We start from the raw sequence: 15,713 nt of genomic DNA, 5'->3' as shown, positions 1-15,713 counted from the left end.
CGAGGCTAAAGCCAGGCCCGGAAGCTCCCTCGAAGTGAAGAAGGTTATGAAGCGAGCAGCCATAGACCAAAAATAAAGAGTAAGGCTCCTCCAATAAGAGGAAGAGCCTTACTCCGTTGACTTTTATACTATGGGAGTTGAGTGCCGCCTGTCTTCGCTCGAACCCTTGTCATTACGATGTATTAATTACTTCGTTTAAATCTTCGAGCTAACACAAATCCCACAAGAACTAGACTTCCACCTACTAAGTAAATAGGTAGCGCACTGTCTTCTCCCGTTTTCGGGAGCTGAGTTGGTTTATTGCTGTTATCCCCTGGTTCTTTCACTGTACCTGTCGGTACTTCCTCAACATCAATCTCAATCTCGATCTCTTCTTCATTTCCATTCTCATCTGTCACAATGATCGTGAACTTGTCTTTTCCAACGTAACCTGGATCTGGTGTATAAATCCACTTACCGTCTTTAGTAATTGTTACCTTACCATGATCGGGCTTATCACCGATACTTGGCACGCCCCCAAGTGGGATTTCGCCTTCAAGCGGAATGTCCTCATCAGTTGTCAGATTCTGCACAGGTGGTGTTACCTGCGGAACAATAGGCGTACTAGTTGCCACCGGTGTGACTGTTGGCGCTGCTGTTGGTGTCACAGTTGGCGTTGCCACCACAGGTGTTGCTGATGGAGTAGCAGTAACGATTGCTCCCGGTATTGACGTCGGGGTCGACACAGGGAAAATTGGATTGTCTGGCGTCGACGTCGGTGTTACTGTCGACACAGGTGTTTCCGTCGGCGTTGGTGTTACTGTTGGTGTTGATGTTGGTGTTACTGGTGATGTCGGTGTTGTTGTCGACGTCGGCGTTGTTGTCGACGTCGGCGTTGTTGTCGGCGTCGGTGTTGTTGTCGGCGTCGGTGTTGTTGTCGGCGTCGGTGTTACCGTCGGCGTCGGCGTTGCTGTCGGCGTCGGGATTGTATTGGTTATTGTTAACTTATAACCTGCCGTTGTATTAATATCCACTTCATGTGGTGTTGGATCAAGAATATAACCAACTGGTGCTTCTGTTTCAATTAATACATATTTACCACCTGGCAGCTTGGTAAATTCAAGTATACCATCTACACCCGTAGCACCCTTTTTAATCCAAATCTTGTCCTTATCAATGACACGATAGAGATCAAAGACAGCGCCACTTAGCAACTTAGCATTATCCTTATCATCTACCTTTGTAATCGTTAATGGACCTCTTACACCGCTTCCTGTACCGGAACCGCTAGAGAGCTTAACTGTAATATCCTCAGTAGATTCATGTGGAATGACCTTGATGTTCTTACCATCAAATTTAACCTTGTTTGTAACTTTATCATTATGATTTGCGGTGATCAGAGAGTCATATTTTAGAATGTAAGCCTCTGAAATATCTTTTAGGAAACTAAGCTTAAAGCTTTCCTTTCCATCGATATCCGTAGTAATCTCCAGCTTGTAGTCCGTATCTCTAATCAATTCTTGAGCAGTTTCTTTTACAGTTCCATCACTTAAGACTGTCGTTTTAAAGACATGGAATGTATTAGACAAGAGCATTTGATTATCACTCGGAATATCCGTAATTACAGCCTCTGTTACAAAAGATTGGTTACGGTTGATATTAATTACCCAATTAATCTTATTGCCATTCTGTGATCCAGTTTTATTAACGTATTCCCCACCTTGAGGGACATTAACCGAAGCTTCCAGCTTTGCAGACTCTTTTGTATTACCGTCATATAGAATAGCTGTATTGGTAATTTTACTTAAATCAATCGCTTGATCAACAAACGTAGTTTTGAAAGTGACATAGAACGCGTAAGTAATGGCTTTGTTAAATGTTACCTTCAGTTCACTGCCAATCACCTTTGCTTCATAATCATTGGAATCCACATTGGCTCCCGGAGTTGGATCTCCATTCTTTCCATACCCCCATTTGTAAACTTTTACAGAATCCTTAACAACAACTTGGCCAGCCGGAATGGAATCAATCAGTTCGGCGTTCTTTAACGTTTTCTGATTATAATTGGCGCCAACGTTCCAAGTAATTTCCTTCGTTTGAGCATTGTAAGAACCACTCTTTTTACCGTTGTTCTTTACCTCGGCTCTAGGATCAAAGGTAGCGGTAACTTCTTTTTTCTTCGGCTTACCATTCTCATCCCATTTAAGTGCGGCTGTATTGGAGAACTTATCCGTATTAGGAGCCAACCAATCATAATTAAAGCTTGTTGTATAAGTAATTGTGTAAGGTTCGGATATCGGATCATTAAAAGTAATTACAAACCCATCAGTAATTGCAACTGGATTACTCTCATTGTAAACAACGCTATGAACGGTCGCAGTTCCACCTTTTGTCGGCTTAACCTTTAAAGTATTTGGAACAAGCTTTAGTCCGGCATTACCGAAAGTATCCGTAACCACCAGATTATCCATAGTCACACTATCGTCGTTAATTTGGATGGTCCAATCAACTGTTTTATTGGCATAGTTAACATTACTATAATTTTTATGAAGAATATGCTGCTTGATATAATTTGAAGCGGGTTCAGTCTTTCCGTCATAAGTAACCTTGTTTGTAATCGTAGTATCATCATGAACTCTGTCATTTGCCTTTGTTTGATATTCAATTCTGTAGGCCGAATGAATATCATTGTTAAATTTCAGGTCAAAACCTTTTAAACCTGTCGCAGTTGTTGGGGTTATCGTATATTCGCTTGAATCAAGCGCTACTGCCCCCTTAACTCCTTGTCCATTTCCGTCGATAGTAACAGGATAGACCTTAACAGAACTAAGGATTAGATCTTGTGTATTGTTGAACAAATCATTCAATACAGCTTTTGCAGCTGTAATTGGTTTTTCATTGTAATTGAAATTTACAGCCCAGGAAATTATCTGAGTCGCTTCATCGTATCCTGTAGATACTTTAGACAACGGTTTACCGCGCCCTACTGGAACTGTAACATCATCTTTCTTAGATATTCCATCACCCGTTAAGATAGCCTCATTCTTAAATGTTGTTGCATCTACACCAGCACCGATAATATCTGTTGAAAATCCAATCCGGTACGCCTTAGTAATCGGCTTGTCATTAAATTTCAGATTAAGCTCTCCAGAAGTGGAAGCTGCCACATCATACTTACTGTTATTCACCAAACTACCAAGACTTGCTGTCCCATCGACATTCACATCAAGCTCATAAACAGCTATCGATACTGTATTTAGTGACAATTCTGCAGGAAGCTTGTCCGTAACCACCGCATTGTTAATACTGTCTAGTGACTTATTTACATCAACAGTCCATGCGATGCTAGTTGGATTATAATACTGCGGCTTAGGCACACCATTTTTTTCTATCGAAGAACTGTCTTTGGGCTTAAGATTAAGTTCAATGATCTGAGTACCACCCTGTATCGGGAATGTTAGCGTCTGATTTGTGGAGCCTGTAATTTTCTTAGAACTCAAAAGCGATCTTACTGTAAAGGTCCCCCCTACTTGATAGTGGGATTCGATATAATCGTTAAATGTGAATACAACTTTGTTCGTATTTTTGTCGACTGTATAAGTTCCAATAATTTCATCATCAAACATTAAATTATCATTTAGATCGTTATAAAGTTCAAATTGTGTAGGAAGATCAAAGGTAAAGGTTGATCCATCCTCATATTGATGTCCATCAGGAAGTGCCCATGTATAATTCAATTCCGTGTTGGAGTCAAGCTCATATACACTTCCAGTCACCGTACTAGTGTATTTGTCATCGGTGTATACAGCCAGCGTTACACTAGTAATGAGATTATCTCCAATCACAGTGCCGTTTCCACTCGCATATGCTGGCGTATTAAACCCGAAGCCAAAGCTATAAGCCCATTGCGTCACAAGTAATAATACTATGAGCCATGCGCTTATTTTCTTTTTTGATAACATTATTAAAAGCCTCCTTTTCAATTCGTTCATTGTGCTTTTCAAAAGCTCTATCTTTGGATCCAGTACTCTTATGCTCTGTATTTACCTCCTTGAACTTTTCTCCTTCTACAAATTGCCATGCTTACATCTATTGTAAATAGTGCATCTATACATAATCTGAACAGATTACTGTATCAGTCTTTTTCATCCCTTTTTATTCCAAATAAAAAAACAGGGATATGCGAGTAACTCGCTTATCCCTGCGTATCAATAAATACTCATTTGGACCTCAATTGTAAGGATAATCAACTTAGAAGAAAGTTAATATAAAAATGTACCTATTAAAGACTAGCGTGATCACGTTTGGTGTAAGTTTTACGTTTCTCCAAAAGCTTGTTCAGCGCATCAATATACGCGCGAGCACTTGCCTCTAGAATATCGGTACTAAGTCCACGTCCCTGTGCAGCAACTTCACCCTGCGACAGTACTACATGAACCTCACCTTGTGCATCTTTACCACGTGAGACGGATTTAATGGAATAGTCCCCAAGGGTAACTTCCTCACCCGTAGCTTTGTCAATTGCGTTGTAGATAGCATCTACTGAACCATTACCTTCGGCAACCGCAACAATTGGCTGCTCTTCCGGACCATTAATAATAACCTTGGCGGTTGGAACAGCTTCATTACCGTAAGTTACGTAAATCGTCTGAAGTCTGAATACTTCTGGCGTATCAATTAACTTCTCTTCAATTAATGCCAAAATATCTTCATCAGACACTTCTTTTTTCTTATCGGCCAAATCCTTAAACCTTGAAAAAGCTGTATTAAGCTCTTCTTCCGATAAATCATATCCTAGATCACTTAACTTATCACGGAAAGCATGGCGTCCAGAGTGCTTACCAAGTACCAGTTTGCTCTCTTTAAGTCCAATGGTCTCCGGTGTCATGATCTCATAAGTGGTTTTCTCTTTCAGCATTCCGTCCTGGTGAATACCCGATTCATGAGCAAATGCGTTAGCTCCTACAATCGCTTTATTCCCTGGAACCACCATACCTGTCAACTTGCTGACCAAGCGACTTGTGCGAGAAATCTCGGACAAAGTTAAGGAAGTTTTTGCGCCAAAGAATTCAGCACGTGTCTCCAGCGCCAATGCCACTTCTTCAATCGCTGTGTTCCCGGCACGTTCACCAATACCGTTGATCGTTCCTTCGATCTGATCTGCACCATTCTGAATCGCGGCTAACGTATTGGCCGTAGCCATGCCAAGGTCGTTATGACAATGAGCACTAAGCTGTACGCGTTCAATATCAGGCACATTCTCTTTTAGATATTTAAAGATAGCTCCGTACTCAGAAGGATTCAAATAACCCACAGTATCTGGGATATTAACAACATTAGCACCTTCACGGATAGCCATGCCGACCATTTCAGCCATGAAATCATACTCCGTACGGCCCGCATCTTCTAATGAAAACTCAAGCTTTGGGAAATATTTCTTGGCATATCGGATAGCGGATTGTGCAGTTTCCAGCACCTGAGCTTTATCCATCCGGAGTTTATGCTGGCGGTGAATAGGAGATGTAGCTAGAAAAATATGAATGCAAGGGTCCTGTGCCCCCTGCAGCGCTTCTTTTACAGCGTCGATATCTGTCTCTCTAGAACGCGAAAGGCCGATTACCGTGACGTTCTTTACAGCTCTTGCTACCGCATTTACTGAAGCCAGGTCACCTGGTGAAGCAGCAGGAAAGCCCGCTTCCATGCGGTCAATCCCCAGCTTTTCCAGCTGGTAGGCGATCTCTACTTTCTCACGCGTGTTAAGGTTCACACCCGGCGACTGCTCTCCGTCTCGCAGCGTCGTATCGAACACATAAATTTTCCGCATGCAAAGCACCTCCCAAAGATTGTGCTAAAACCCTCAAATGCGGCTCGTATAGTCACGGCCGCATTTGAATGGTCACACTATTTAATCATAAGTATATATGATTACTTCTTAATCCAGTGCATCATTTCACGCAATTGGCTACCTACAACTTCTACTGGGTGAGCAGCTTCGTTGCGGCGAGTAGCTGTAAGGAAAGCACGTCCGGATTGGTTCTCAAGGATGAAGTCGCGAGCGAATTTACCTTCTTGGATATCCGTCAGAACAGCTTTCATTGCTTTTTTAGTATCTTCAGTTACAATGCGTGGTCCAGTTACATAGTCACCGTATTCCGCAGTGTTACTGATGGAATCGCGCATGCTGGACAATCCGCCTTCATATACCATGTCAACGATCAGTTTCAGCTCGTGCAGACATTCGAAGTAAGCCATTTCAGGAGCATATCCAGCTTCTGTCAAAGTTTCGAATCCAGCTTTGATCAGTGCGGAAACACCACCGCAAAGCACTGCTTGTTCGCCAAACAAGTCGGTTTCGGTTTCTTCGCGGAAAGAAGTTTCGATAACTCCTGCACGTGTACAACCAATACCTTTTGCATATGCAAGACCGATTTCTTTCGCTTTACCTGTTGCATCTTGTTCGATAGCAATCAAGCCAGGAACGCCGAAGCCTTCAACATAAGTACGACGAACCATGTGACCTGGAGATTTTGGTGCTACCAGCAACACGTCCGCATCTTTAGGAGCAACGATTTGTCCAAAGTGTACGTTAAAGCCGTGGGAGAACATCAGAGCCGCACCTTTTTTAAGGTTTGGTTCCACTTCGTTTTTATATACGGATGCTTGAGTTTCATCTGGCATCAGAATTTGCACAACATCTGCACGGGATACTGCTTCAGCTACTGGCAATACTTCAAAACCGTCATTTTTTGCAGTTTCGAAAGATTTACCTTCACGAAGACCGATGACAACTTGTAGACCACTGTCACGAAGATTCTGTGCTTGGGCATGTCCTTGGCTACCGTACCCGATTACCGCAATTGTCTTTCCTTTTAATACACTAAGTTCTGCATCCTGTTCATAGTACGTTGTAACTGCCATTGTCAATATCCTCCTTTAATTTGAGACCCATCATAAAGAGCGGGTGCTTCAAGAGAACTGGATTCATATCCTATCAAGCTCCTCTTCAAGCTCCCGCTCTTTAGCGGGAAGTTCATTCATATCATATCAGATTAATGCAATCAAGCAGTAATCCGTTAAAGTCGCAAAATAAAATATTTAAGAGTTACCGCGCACCATAGCCGTAACACCTGTGCGAGAAAGCTCTCTGATCCCATAAGGCTTCAAAAGCTCGATCATCGCATCAATCTTCTGTGTATCTCCAACTACCTGCACCAGCAATGTTGTACTTCCGATATCTACAACCGAGGCTCGGAAGGTTTCTACAACACCCATGATCTCCGGACGCTCACTTGGATCAGCGTTCACTTTAATCAGAGCCAGTTCACGTGCAACCATTGGCTTAGCTCCAAGATCAACGACTTTGATAACATCAATTAGCTTATAAAGCTGCTTCTCGATTTGTTCAAGGGTATGCTGGTCGCCAAGAGTAACGATAACCATCCGGGATAATCCGACCTCTTCGGACTGGCCGACTGTAATACTCTCAATATTAAATCCGCGGCGACCGAACAAACCTGACACCCGCTGAAGCACACCCGGCTGGTCATTTACGAGTACAGAAATCGTATGTCTTGTCACTGTTATTCATCCCCCATCAGCATATGATCGATGGTTGAACCTTGAGTTACCATCGGGTAGACATTCTCGTCTTTTGGAACAACGAATTCTACCAATACTGGACCCGGTGTTTCCAGAGCTTGCTGCCATGCATCACGAGCCTCTTCCTTATTCGTGGCCCGTAGACCTTTTACGCCATAAGCTTCAGCCAGCTTTACGAAATCCGGACTGCCTGCAAGGTCTGTATAGCTATAACGTTTGTCATAGATAAGATTCTGCCATTGGCGAACCATTCCAAGTACCTGATTATTAATAACAACGATTTTGACCGGTATGTTGTTAATCGAACAAATCGCAAGCTCTTGGGAACACATTTGCATGCCGCCGTCTCCGTTAATCGATACTACCAATCGATCAGGATGTGCCATTTGTGCACCAATTGCTGAGGGGAATCCGAAGCCCATCGTTCCAAGACCACCTGAAGTAATCCATGAACGCGGATGATTGAACTTGTAATATTGTGCTGCCCACATTTGATGCTGGCCAACGTCCGTAGTAACAATCGCTTCACCATTAGTGGTGTCATTAATCATTTCAATAACCCATTGTGGTTTAAGCTCTGTCTCCGAATCTTTATACCGAAGTGGCTGATCAAGCTTCGACTGCGCGATATGCGTTCTCCAAGCATCAGCCTTAGATGCACGGCCAACCTCAGGAATCAGCATTTCCAGTACAGTTTTCACATCTCCAACGATCGGAATATCAGGCGATACATTTTTTCCGATTTCTGCAGGATCGATATCGATATGCACGATCTTGGCTTTTGGCGCGAAGCCGTCCAGCCTACCCGTAACACGGTCATCGAAGCGGGCGCCGATATTAATGAGCAAATCACATTGTTGAATTGCATTGTTTGCGGTATATGTGCCATGCATACCTGGCATTCCCATCCAAAGCTCTTCTGCACTTGGGAAGGCTCCAAGTCCTAGCAAGGTTGTAGTGATTGGAATCTCTGTCCGTTTCACGAATTCGAACATTGCTTCATGTGCTCCGGAGTAGATAACTCCTCCACCCGCAATGATAATTGGACGTTCAGCAACCGCAATCGCACGAACCAGTTTATCAAGCTGCAGTTTGTTTGGAACTGTACAAGGGTTGTAGCCACGAAGATTTACGGTCTTTACTGGTGTGAACAATGTCTTTGCCGCCGACACATCTTTCGGAATATCGATCAACACAGGACCTTTACGACCCGTATTCGCCACATGAAAAGCTTCATGAATGACGCGTGGGAGATCCTCAACATCTCTTACAAAGTAGCTGTGCTTAGTGATTGGCATCGTGATTCCGGTAATGTCTGCTTCCTGAAAAGCATCTGTACCGATCAAGCTGGAGAATACGTTACCTGTGATTACAACCAATGGAGTGGAGTCCATATATGCTGTAGCAATACCTGTTACAAGGTTTGTTGCTCCAGGACCCGAGGTTGCGATACATACCCCTGGTTTGCCACTTGCTCTAGCGTAACCGTCAGCTGCATGAATCGCGCCTTGCTCATGACGTGTTAACACGTGATTGAAATCCGTAAAACCGTACAATGCATCATAAATGTACAATACAGCCCCACCTGGATAACCGAATACTGTGTCTACACCCTCCAATACAAGGCTGCGGAGTAGTATTTCCGAACCGGTAATGACTTCCGGCTCCATCCATTTTTCTTTTAGCTGCTCTGTAGACCGTAATTCCGGTATTTGCGCGCTCATCAGTATTCCTCCTCCGATATTTAACATTCATTATGCAAATGACGGACCGTCCTCTATACATCAGCAAATAGTTATTTATAAAACAAAAAAACCTTTCGCCTCCCACGCACAGTATTAGCGCGTGAGGGACGAAAGGTTGATCTTCCGTGGTACCACCCATGTTTGCATTACATCTCGCGATGCAACGCCTTATCAGGTATACAAAAATCCATCGATGTAGGCAAGGGCCCTAATCTCTGTAACCTGAAGTCCGTAACGCGGACTAAACGATTCCCCCTAATAATTCCACCACTCTAGCCAGTGGACCTTTCAGGGAAACAGCTCCGAGGTGAGCTCGTATATAAGGGATTTCGGTGGAGGTTGCAGCAAATCCTCACACTCTCTGAGCAAAAGAGCCCTTAAAACTTCGTCCTCATCATCGCCGATACATGTATGTTCGTTAAAATGTTTAGACACATTATATGATTCCTAACACGGATAGTCAATACCCATATTTTAAAAATCGTCACAACTCCTACTTCTACGCTCCCGGAACGCCTGACCCTCTCCCAACATATGATGTACGACAATGCGTGGAAAGGGGACGCTCTAATGATTCGCTATCGTCGACCTAAGCAGGATGACGTTATTATTTTTGATTTAATCGAGCGACAGCTTGTACCATTATCTCATCTGCCGCAAACTGAAATCACTAAAATCAAAAAGGATTTACCCCGTCGCCTGGGACACGGAATCACCCTTGTCACCTGTCCCGACTATGAAAGCGATCCAAACGGGTTTGTCCATTTCTTGCTGCATGGTGATTTACTCTACATCGATATGCTGGCTATTGCACCCGAAGCCCGGCGAAAACACTTGGGGAATATGCTTATGGATCGAGCAGAAAGGTTTGCACTATCTCGCGGATGTCATCGTTCTAAGGTTTCCGTAGATTTAGGGAATGAAGCAGCGCTATCCTTTTATCAAAAATTGGGCTACAGCGTAGCCCGTTATCAGTCCCTAAGTTTTTGTTATGAGCTTGAGAAACGCTTCATGTAGCTAAAGCAGCTCTGATCGGAACTTAAAAGAATCCAAAAGGTTGATATGGTGTACCTCCGTACCCATAACCTCCATAAGGAGTTCCATATCCGTAACCGCCGCCATAAGGTGTAGCTCCGCCATAGCCACCACCATAACCACCGCCATAAGCATAAGGTGCAGTTCCAACGGCGAGCAAATCAAACAGCACTAATGGAATGATTGCTTTCGTTTGTACTTTTTTACCACTTACACGTTGCAATATAAGACGATTTCCTGATACTCGTAGCAGCTTACCTGTAACCTGAGTGCCATCCTTTTTCACAGCGATGATCTGCTTACCTACGAGTCTCATAACCTGCTTTTTCGTAACTGGCTTAGTCATAATATCCCCTCCAAAAAAATGTTTTGCAAGCCTCTGATTCCCATCATCTTCAAAACAGTTTATTCGTTTAGAAGGACCTTCGCCTGTACACTTGCCCGTACTTTTCAATGTTTATCCATATCGATGCTAACAAAAAAAACCGCATTTCCGGAAAAAGTCCGGAGATGCGGTTCGGTAATGTTATAAGCTAAAAATTGAAAAGATCTAGCGCTTACTAGGATCGTATGGCTGACCTAACGCCTTAGGAGCAGCGGAACGACCTACAGCACCCACCAATACAATGATCGTTAATACGTAAGGAATCATAAAGATAAACTCTTGTGGAATGTCCTTTGACCATTCAAACAATTGTACGTAGTTACGGATCGCTTGAGAGAATCCGAAGAATACAGCAGCGCCAAAGGCACCAAGCGGATTCCACTTACCAAAGATCATCGCTGCAATCGCAATAAAACCTTGACCTGAAATCGTATTATGTCCAAAGGTTCCCGTTGTAGTTAGAGTGATTGTAGCACCACCGATACCAGCCAGCAATCCACTCAGCATTACGCCGATATATCTCATCCGCTTCACCTTGACCCCTAAGGTGTCTGCAGCACTAGGATGTTCACCTACTGCGCGTAAACGCAGTCCAAATGGCGTTTTAAACAAAACGAAATAAATAACAATAACCAGCACAATGGCCAGATAAGTGGTCGGATAGGAATTAAATATCCCTTCACCAATCACCGGGATTTTAGAGAGTCCAGGAATTGCAACCTTGTTAAACCCATCGATTAGTGGAGTTTCAGCAGATCCATCAAACAGCAGCTTTACCATGTAGAGCGTACTGCCTGCGGCTAAAAAGTTAATAACCGTACCACTGATCGTCTGATCCGATTTAAAGGTAATAGCTGCAACTGCATGAATTAGTGAACCAAGTACCCCGACGGCCATAGCACATAGTACGCCAACCCAAGGAGCCCATTCACCCATCCCAGCATCTTGAGCATAATAACCGCCCACTGCTGCGGCAAAAGCACCAAACATCATCAAACCTTCAAGTCCAATATTTACGACACCGGAGCGTTCAGAGAAGATGCCGCCAAGTGAGGCAAAAATAAGCGCTGTGGAAAAAACAAGCGTTGTATTAAGCAGTTGACCTAACGTCTGCAGATCCATCTATAACACCTTCTCTTTCTTGCGCTTGAAGTAAAAGGGCTTAAGCACCCAGCGCACAATCCCTTGTGCCGCAATAAAGAATATGATTGAACCTATAACGATACGAATAAGCTCTGGAGGAACATCTGCAGCAAAACTCATTCCTGCAGAACCATAAGTCAACGTACCATAGAGAATCGCAGCAAGAACAACACCAAGTGGATGTGTTAAACCAAGTAGAGCCACTGCGATACCATCAAATCCATATCCTGGTGATGCCGCGAACACAGATTGATAATGGAATACACCCAGTACCTCCCCTGCTCCGGCCAACCCTGCAAATACTCCACTTATGAACATTGCTTTTACAACGTTACGGCCAACATTCATACCTGCGTACTCGGCAGCATGAGGATTGTAACCAACAGCACGCATTTCATATCCTTGTTTAGTCTTCCATAAGTAGACATAGAAGAATACTGCTGCGGCAAGGGCAATAGCTGTTCCCCAGTGCAGACGTGCATTGTCAAATAACGAATTCAAGAACGTCATAGAAAGTGAAGCTGGAATATCCTCGGAACGATTCTGTCCCGGGAGTAACAGAAATGCTCTTACAATATAATTCGACAAGTACAGAGCAACCCAGTTTAACATGATCGTGGTAATAACTTCATTAATCCCACGTTTGGCCTTCAAGTAGCCAGCGATACCAGCCCACAGACCTCCACATAACCCCGCTATAATAACAGCAAGCGGAACCAATATGAATCCTGGCAAGGCTGCAAATTTAATGCCCACCACGGTCGCAGCTGTCATACCAATCATCACTTGTCCGTCTGCCCCGATATTAAACATCCCTGAACGGAATGCAAAGGCTACGGCTAAACCAGTGAGCATTAATGGCGTCATTTCGCGCACGGCTTCACCAAAGTTGTACAAGTTACCAAATACGCGTGAGAACAGTGCGGAGTAAGCAGTTATCGGATCATAACCACCCATAAGCATAACTATTGCTCCCACAAGAAAACCAAGCACGATGGCGACAAGAGGAACGATATAGCTGTCAGTTGTGAAGATTTTTTTGAACTTATTCAACTGCCTTACCTCCCCGCTTCAAGCTGCCTGCCATCATAAGACCCAGTTCCTGGTCATTCGTATCCTGCGGGAACACTTCACCGACAATTTTGCCTTCATAGATAACAGCAATTCTGTCTGATACATTCATAATCTCGTCCAATTCAAACGAAATGAGCAAAACAGCTTTTCCTTGGTCACGCTGTGCGATAAGCTGCTTTTGAACAAACTCGATAGCACCAACATCTAGACCGCGTGTTGGCTGTGCTGCAATAAGTAATGTCGGATCTTTATCTATTTCCCGAGCAATAATCGCTTTCTGTTGATTTCCGCCGGATAGAGAACGTGCTTTGGTCTGAATTGAAGGTGTACGCACATCAAATTGCTCCACAAGACCTTCAGCATATTTATCAATGACATCATTTTGCATAAAGCCATTTTTGTTATATGGACTCTTATAGTAAGTTTCCAGAACCATGTTCTCACTTACTGAGAAATCAAGCACCAAACCATGCTTATGACGGTCCTCTGGAATATGAGACACATTCATCTCCGTAATCTTACGCGGGGATAAATTAGCTATTTCGTTCCCAGACACCTGAATAGAACCAGAATCAATTTTACGCAGACCTGTAATGGCCTGAATCAGTTCACTCTGTCCATTGCCATCTACACCAGCTATTCCAAGAATTTCTCCGGCTTTCACATCAAAGCTAAGGCCGTCCAGCACTGAGACACCATCTTTACTCTTGCTGTTCACATCCTTCAGCTCGAGTACAGTTTTGCCAACCTCAGGAGCCTTCTTATCTACCTTGAAGGTTACGCCACGTCCAACCATCTTCTCAGCTAGTTCATTCGGATTAGTCTCTGCGGTATTTACGGTATCGATTACTTTTCCGCGTCTAATAATGGTGACCCGATCAGATATTTGCATAATTTCTTTAAGCTTATGCGTAATCAGGATAATAGATTTTCCCTCTGCAACAAGCCGCTTCATAATCGCCATCAATTCCGTAATTTCTTGAGGCGTAAGTACTGCAGTCGGCTCATCAAATATGAGAATATCCGCTCCGCGGTACAGGGTCTTCATAATTTCTACCCTTTGCTGCATACCTACAGAAATGTCATGAATAACGGCATTTGGATTCACTTGCAGGCCATATTGCTCCGATAGCTTCCGAACCTGTTCCGCAGCGGATTTATAGTCAATTTTAAGACCTTTCTTCGGCTCCATCCCAAGAACGATATTCTCAGTCACCGTAAAAGGTTCCACAAGCTTGAAATGCTGATGCACCATACCAATACCAAGCTCAATCGCTTTATTGGGATTATCAATAATAACCGGTTTCCCGTCGATTTCAATACTACCTTCATCCGGTTGGTACAATCCAAATACGATATTCATTAGAGTAGATTTGCCTGCACCATTCTCACCTAGCAATGCAAGGATTTCACCCTTCTTTAATGTCAAGCTAATGGAATCGTTAGCAACAATACCGGGAAATCGTTTTGTGATTTGCTTCAACTCTACGACTGGAGCCGCAGCACTCATGGAATCACCCTCATCACAGAAATATATAACTACCATGTAGACACGGATGTACCGCCCTTTTCAAGGCGGTATAACTGTGTCTAACTTATTATAACCAGTGCTTTAACAAGGAATAAGGCCAGCGCATAACCGGCCTTATTCCTTGTTGCTTATTGATATCCGATAAATTAAAGGGAGATATTACTCTGCAGGAACTGTAATGGTTCCATCAATGATTTGTTTTTTGAAATCTTCAACTTTAGCCAAGATCTCTTCAGAAACGTTAACTTTAGATGTATCAGAGATACCTACACCATTGTCTTTCAAACCAAGAACAGTTGTAGTACCGCCTTTGAAAGTACCGTCGATTACTTCTTTGGAAACCTTCTTCACAGCTTCGTCAACGCGTTTGATCATGGAAGTCAAAGTTACGTCTGTACCAAATTCAATGGATTGGTCTTTGTCTACACCGATAACCCATACTTTAGCACCGCCGGCTTTGTTACGGGATTTAGCTTCGTTAAATACGCCATTTCCTGTTGCACCAGCAGCAGGGAAGATGATGTCATTACCATCGTTGTACAATGTAGCTGCAAGGGATTTACCAGTATCCGGTTTGTCATATGCACCTGCATAAGTAATTGTAACTTTAGCTTCAGGGTTAACTGCCGCTACACCAGCTTTAAATCCTACTTCAAAACGTTTGATTACTGGGCTTTCCATACCACCAATGAAAGCTACTTTGTTAGTTTTTGTAGTCAAACCAGCAACCACACCAACCAAGAAAGAACCTTCGTTCTCAGAGAAAGTAACGGATGCAACGTTAGGAGCATCTACAACGCTATCGATAATTGCCAAGTTAGCATTTGGGTTCTCACCAGCAACCTTTTTAATTGCGTCGCCAAGATCAAAACCGATACCCCAAGTCAAGTTGTAGCCATCTTTAACGAATTGGTTAAGGTTTGGCTCATAGTCAGCATTGGATTTACTTTGCAAATATTTAACGGAAGTGCCAGTTTCTTTTTCAAGAGCCTGTAATGCTTCCCATGCGGATTGGTTAAACGACTTATCGTTAACACCACCGATGTCAGTAACCATACCAAATTTGAAATCTTTTCCAGCGTTTGTTCCACCATTTGTTCCTGCGTTAGTCTCGCCATTTGCAGCATTCTTAGCGTTGTTGTTTCCGCAACCCGCCAATACTACTGTAAATGCCAGCAACATTACAAGAGATAGTTTGAAAACTTTTTTCATTGAATGTGAT

The 15,713-nt window shown here is 43.3% G+C and carries 11 protein-coding genes; 1 reads left to right on the top strand and 10 read right to left on the bottom strand.

Going from position 1 to position 15,713, the window contains the following annotated elements:
* Window positions 1-182: 182 nt before the first annotated feature.
* From NSU15_RS06730 to ilvB, 5 genes are all read right to left on the bottom strand, one after another.
* Entirely contained in the window at window positions 183-3,941 is a 3,759-nt protein-coding gene (locus NSU15_RS06730; protein ID WP_339289684.1) for a collagen binding domain-containing protein, read from the bottom strand.
* Window positions 3,942-4,261: 320 nt separating this feature from the next.
* Complete coding sequence (locus NSU15_RS06725; RefSeq protein WP_339289682.1) at window positions 4,262-5,803, bottom strand: 2-isopropylmalate synthase; 1,542 nt, start codon at window positions 5,801-5,803, stop codon at window positions 4,262-4,264.
* A gap of 101 nt (window positions 5,804-5,904) precedes the next feature.
* Window positions 5,905-6,897, bottom strand: a complete 993-nt coding sequence (ilvC, locus tag NSU15_RS06720) for a ketol-acid reductoisomerase (protein ID WP_036679485.1) — start codon at window positions 6,895-6,897, stop codon at window positions 5,905-5,907.
* A 177-nt stretch (window positions 6,898-7,074) separates the two neighbouring features.
* The gene (ilvN, locus tag NSU15_RS06715) at window positions 7,075-7,563 is read right to left on the bottom strand and encodes an acetolactate synthase small subunit (RefSeq protein WP_209445830.1); all 489 of its coding nucleotides are present in this window, start codon (window positions 7,561-7,563) and stop codon (window positions 7,075-7,077) included.
* On the bottom strand, window positions 7,560-9,302 hold the full coding sequence (gene ilvB / locus NSU15_RS06710) for a biosynthetic-type acetolactate synthase large subunit (protein WP_339289680.1): 1,743 nt from the start codon (window positions 9,300-9,302) through the stop codon (window positions 7,560-7,562). The genes ilvN and ilvB overlap by 4 nt, the downstream gene beginning before the upstream one ends.
* 591 nt (window positions 9,303-9,893) lie before the next feature.
* Here ilvB and NSU15_RS06705 point away from each other — a divergent pair.
* Window positions 9,894-10,340 carry a GNAT family N-acetyltransferase gene (locus tag NSU15_RS06705; RefSeq protein ID WP_339289679.1) on the top strand — a complete coding sequence of 149 codons (447 nt, stop codon included), beginning with the start codon at window positions 9,894-9,896 and terminating at the stop codon, window positions 10,338-10,340.
* 22 nt (window positions 10,341-10,362) lie between these two features.
* Here NSU15_RS06705 and NSU15_RS06700 read toward each other — a convergent pair whose 3' ends face one another.
* The 5 genes from NSU15_RS06700 to NSU15_RS06680 all read right to left on the bottom strand — a co-directional run bounded on the left by NSU15_RS06700 (window position 10,363) and on the right by NSU15_RS06680 (window position 15,703).
* Window positions 10,363-10,704 (bottom strand): hypothetical protein, encoded by a 342-nt coding sequence (locus tag NSU15_RS06700; RefSeq protein ID WP_339289678.1) that lies wholly within the window; start codon window positions 10,702-10,704, stop codon window positions 10,363-10,365.
* 204 nt (window positions 10,705-10,908) lie between these two features.
* Window positions 10,909-11,865 carry an ABC transporter permease gene (locus tag NSU15_RS06695; RefSeq protein ID WP_339289676.1) on the bottom strand — a complete coding sequence of 319 codons (957 nt, stop codon included), beginning with the start codon at window positions 11,863-11,865 and terminating at the stop codon, window positions 10,909-10,911.
* Window positions 11,866-12,939 (bottom strand): ABC transporter permease, encoded by a 1,074-nt coding sequence (locus tag NSU15_RS06690; protein WP_042125082.1) that lies wholly within the window; start codon window positions 12,937-12,939, stop codon window positions 11,866-11,868. It abuts the gene before it with no gap.
* A complete protein-coding gene (locus NSU15_RS06685) occupies window positions 12,932-14,470 on the bottom strand; it encodes an ABC transporter ATP-binding protein (RefSeq protein ID WP_042125080.1) in 1,539 nt (512 codons plus the stop codon). The genes NSU15_RS06690 and NSU15_RS06685 overlap by 8 nt, the downstream gene beginning before the upstream one ends.
* A gap of 180 nt (window positions 14,471-14,650) precedes the next feature.
* On the bottom strand, window positions 14,651-15,703 hold the full coding sequence (locus tag NSU15_RS06680) for a BMP family ABC transporter substrate-binding protein (RefSeq protein WP_042125078.1): 1,053 nt from the start codon (window positions 15,701-15,703) through the stop codon (window positions 14,651-14,653).
* Between the last annotated feature and the right edge of the window lie 10 nt (window positions 15,704-15,713).

The sequence above is a fragment of the Paenibacillus sp. FSL E2-0201 genome, from assembly GCF_037963325.1.
Lineage (GTDB): Bacteria > Bacillota > Bacilli > Paenibacillales > Paenibacillaceae > Paenibacillus_AQ.
The sequence above is the reverse complement of the archived record's forward strand: the minus strand, read 5'-3'. Positions and strand labels throughout refer to the sequence as shown.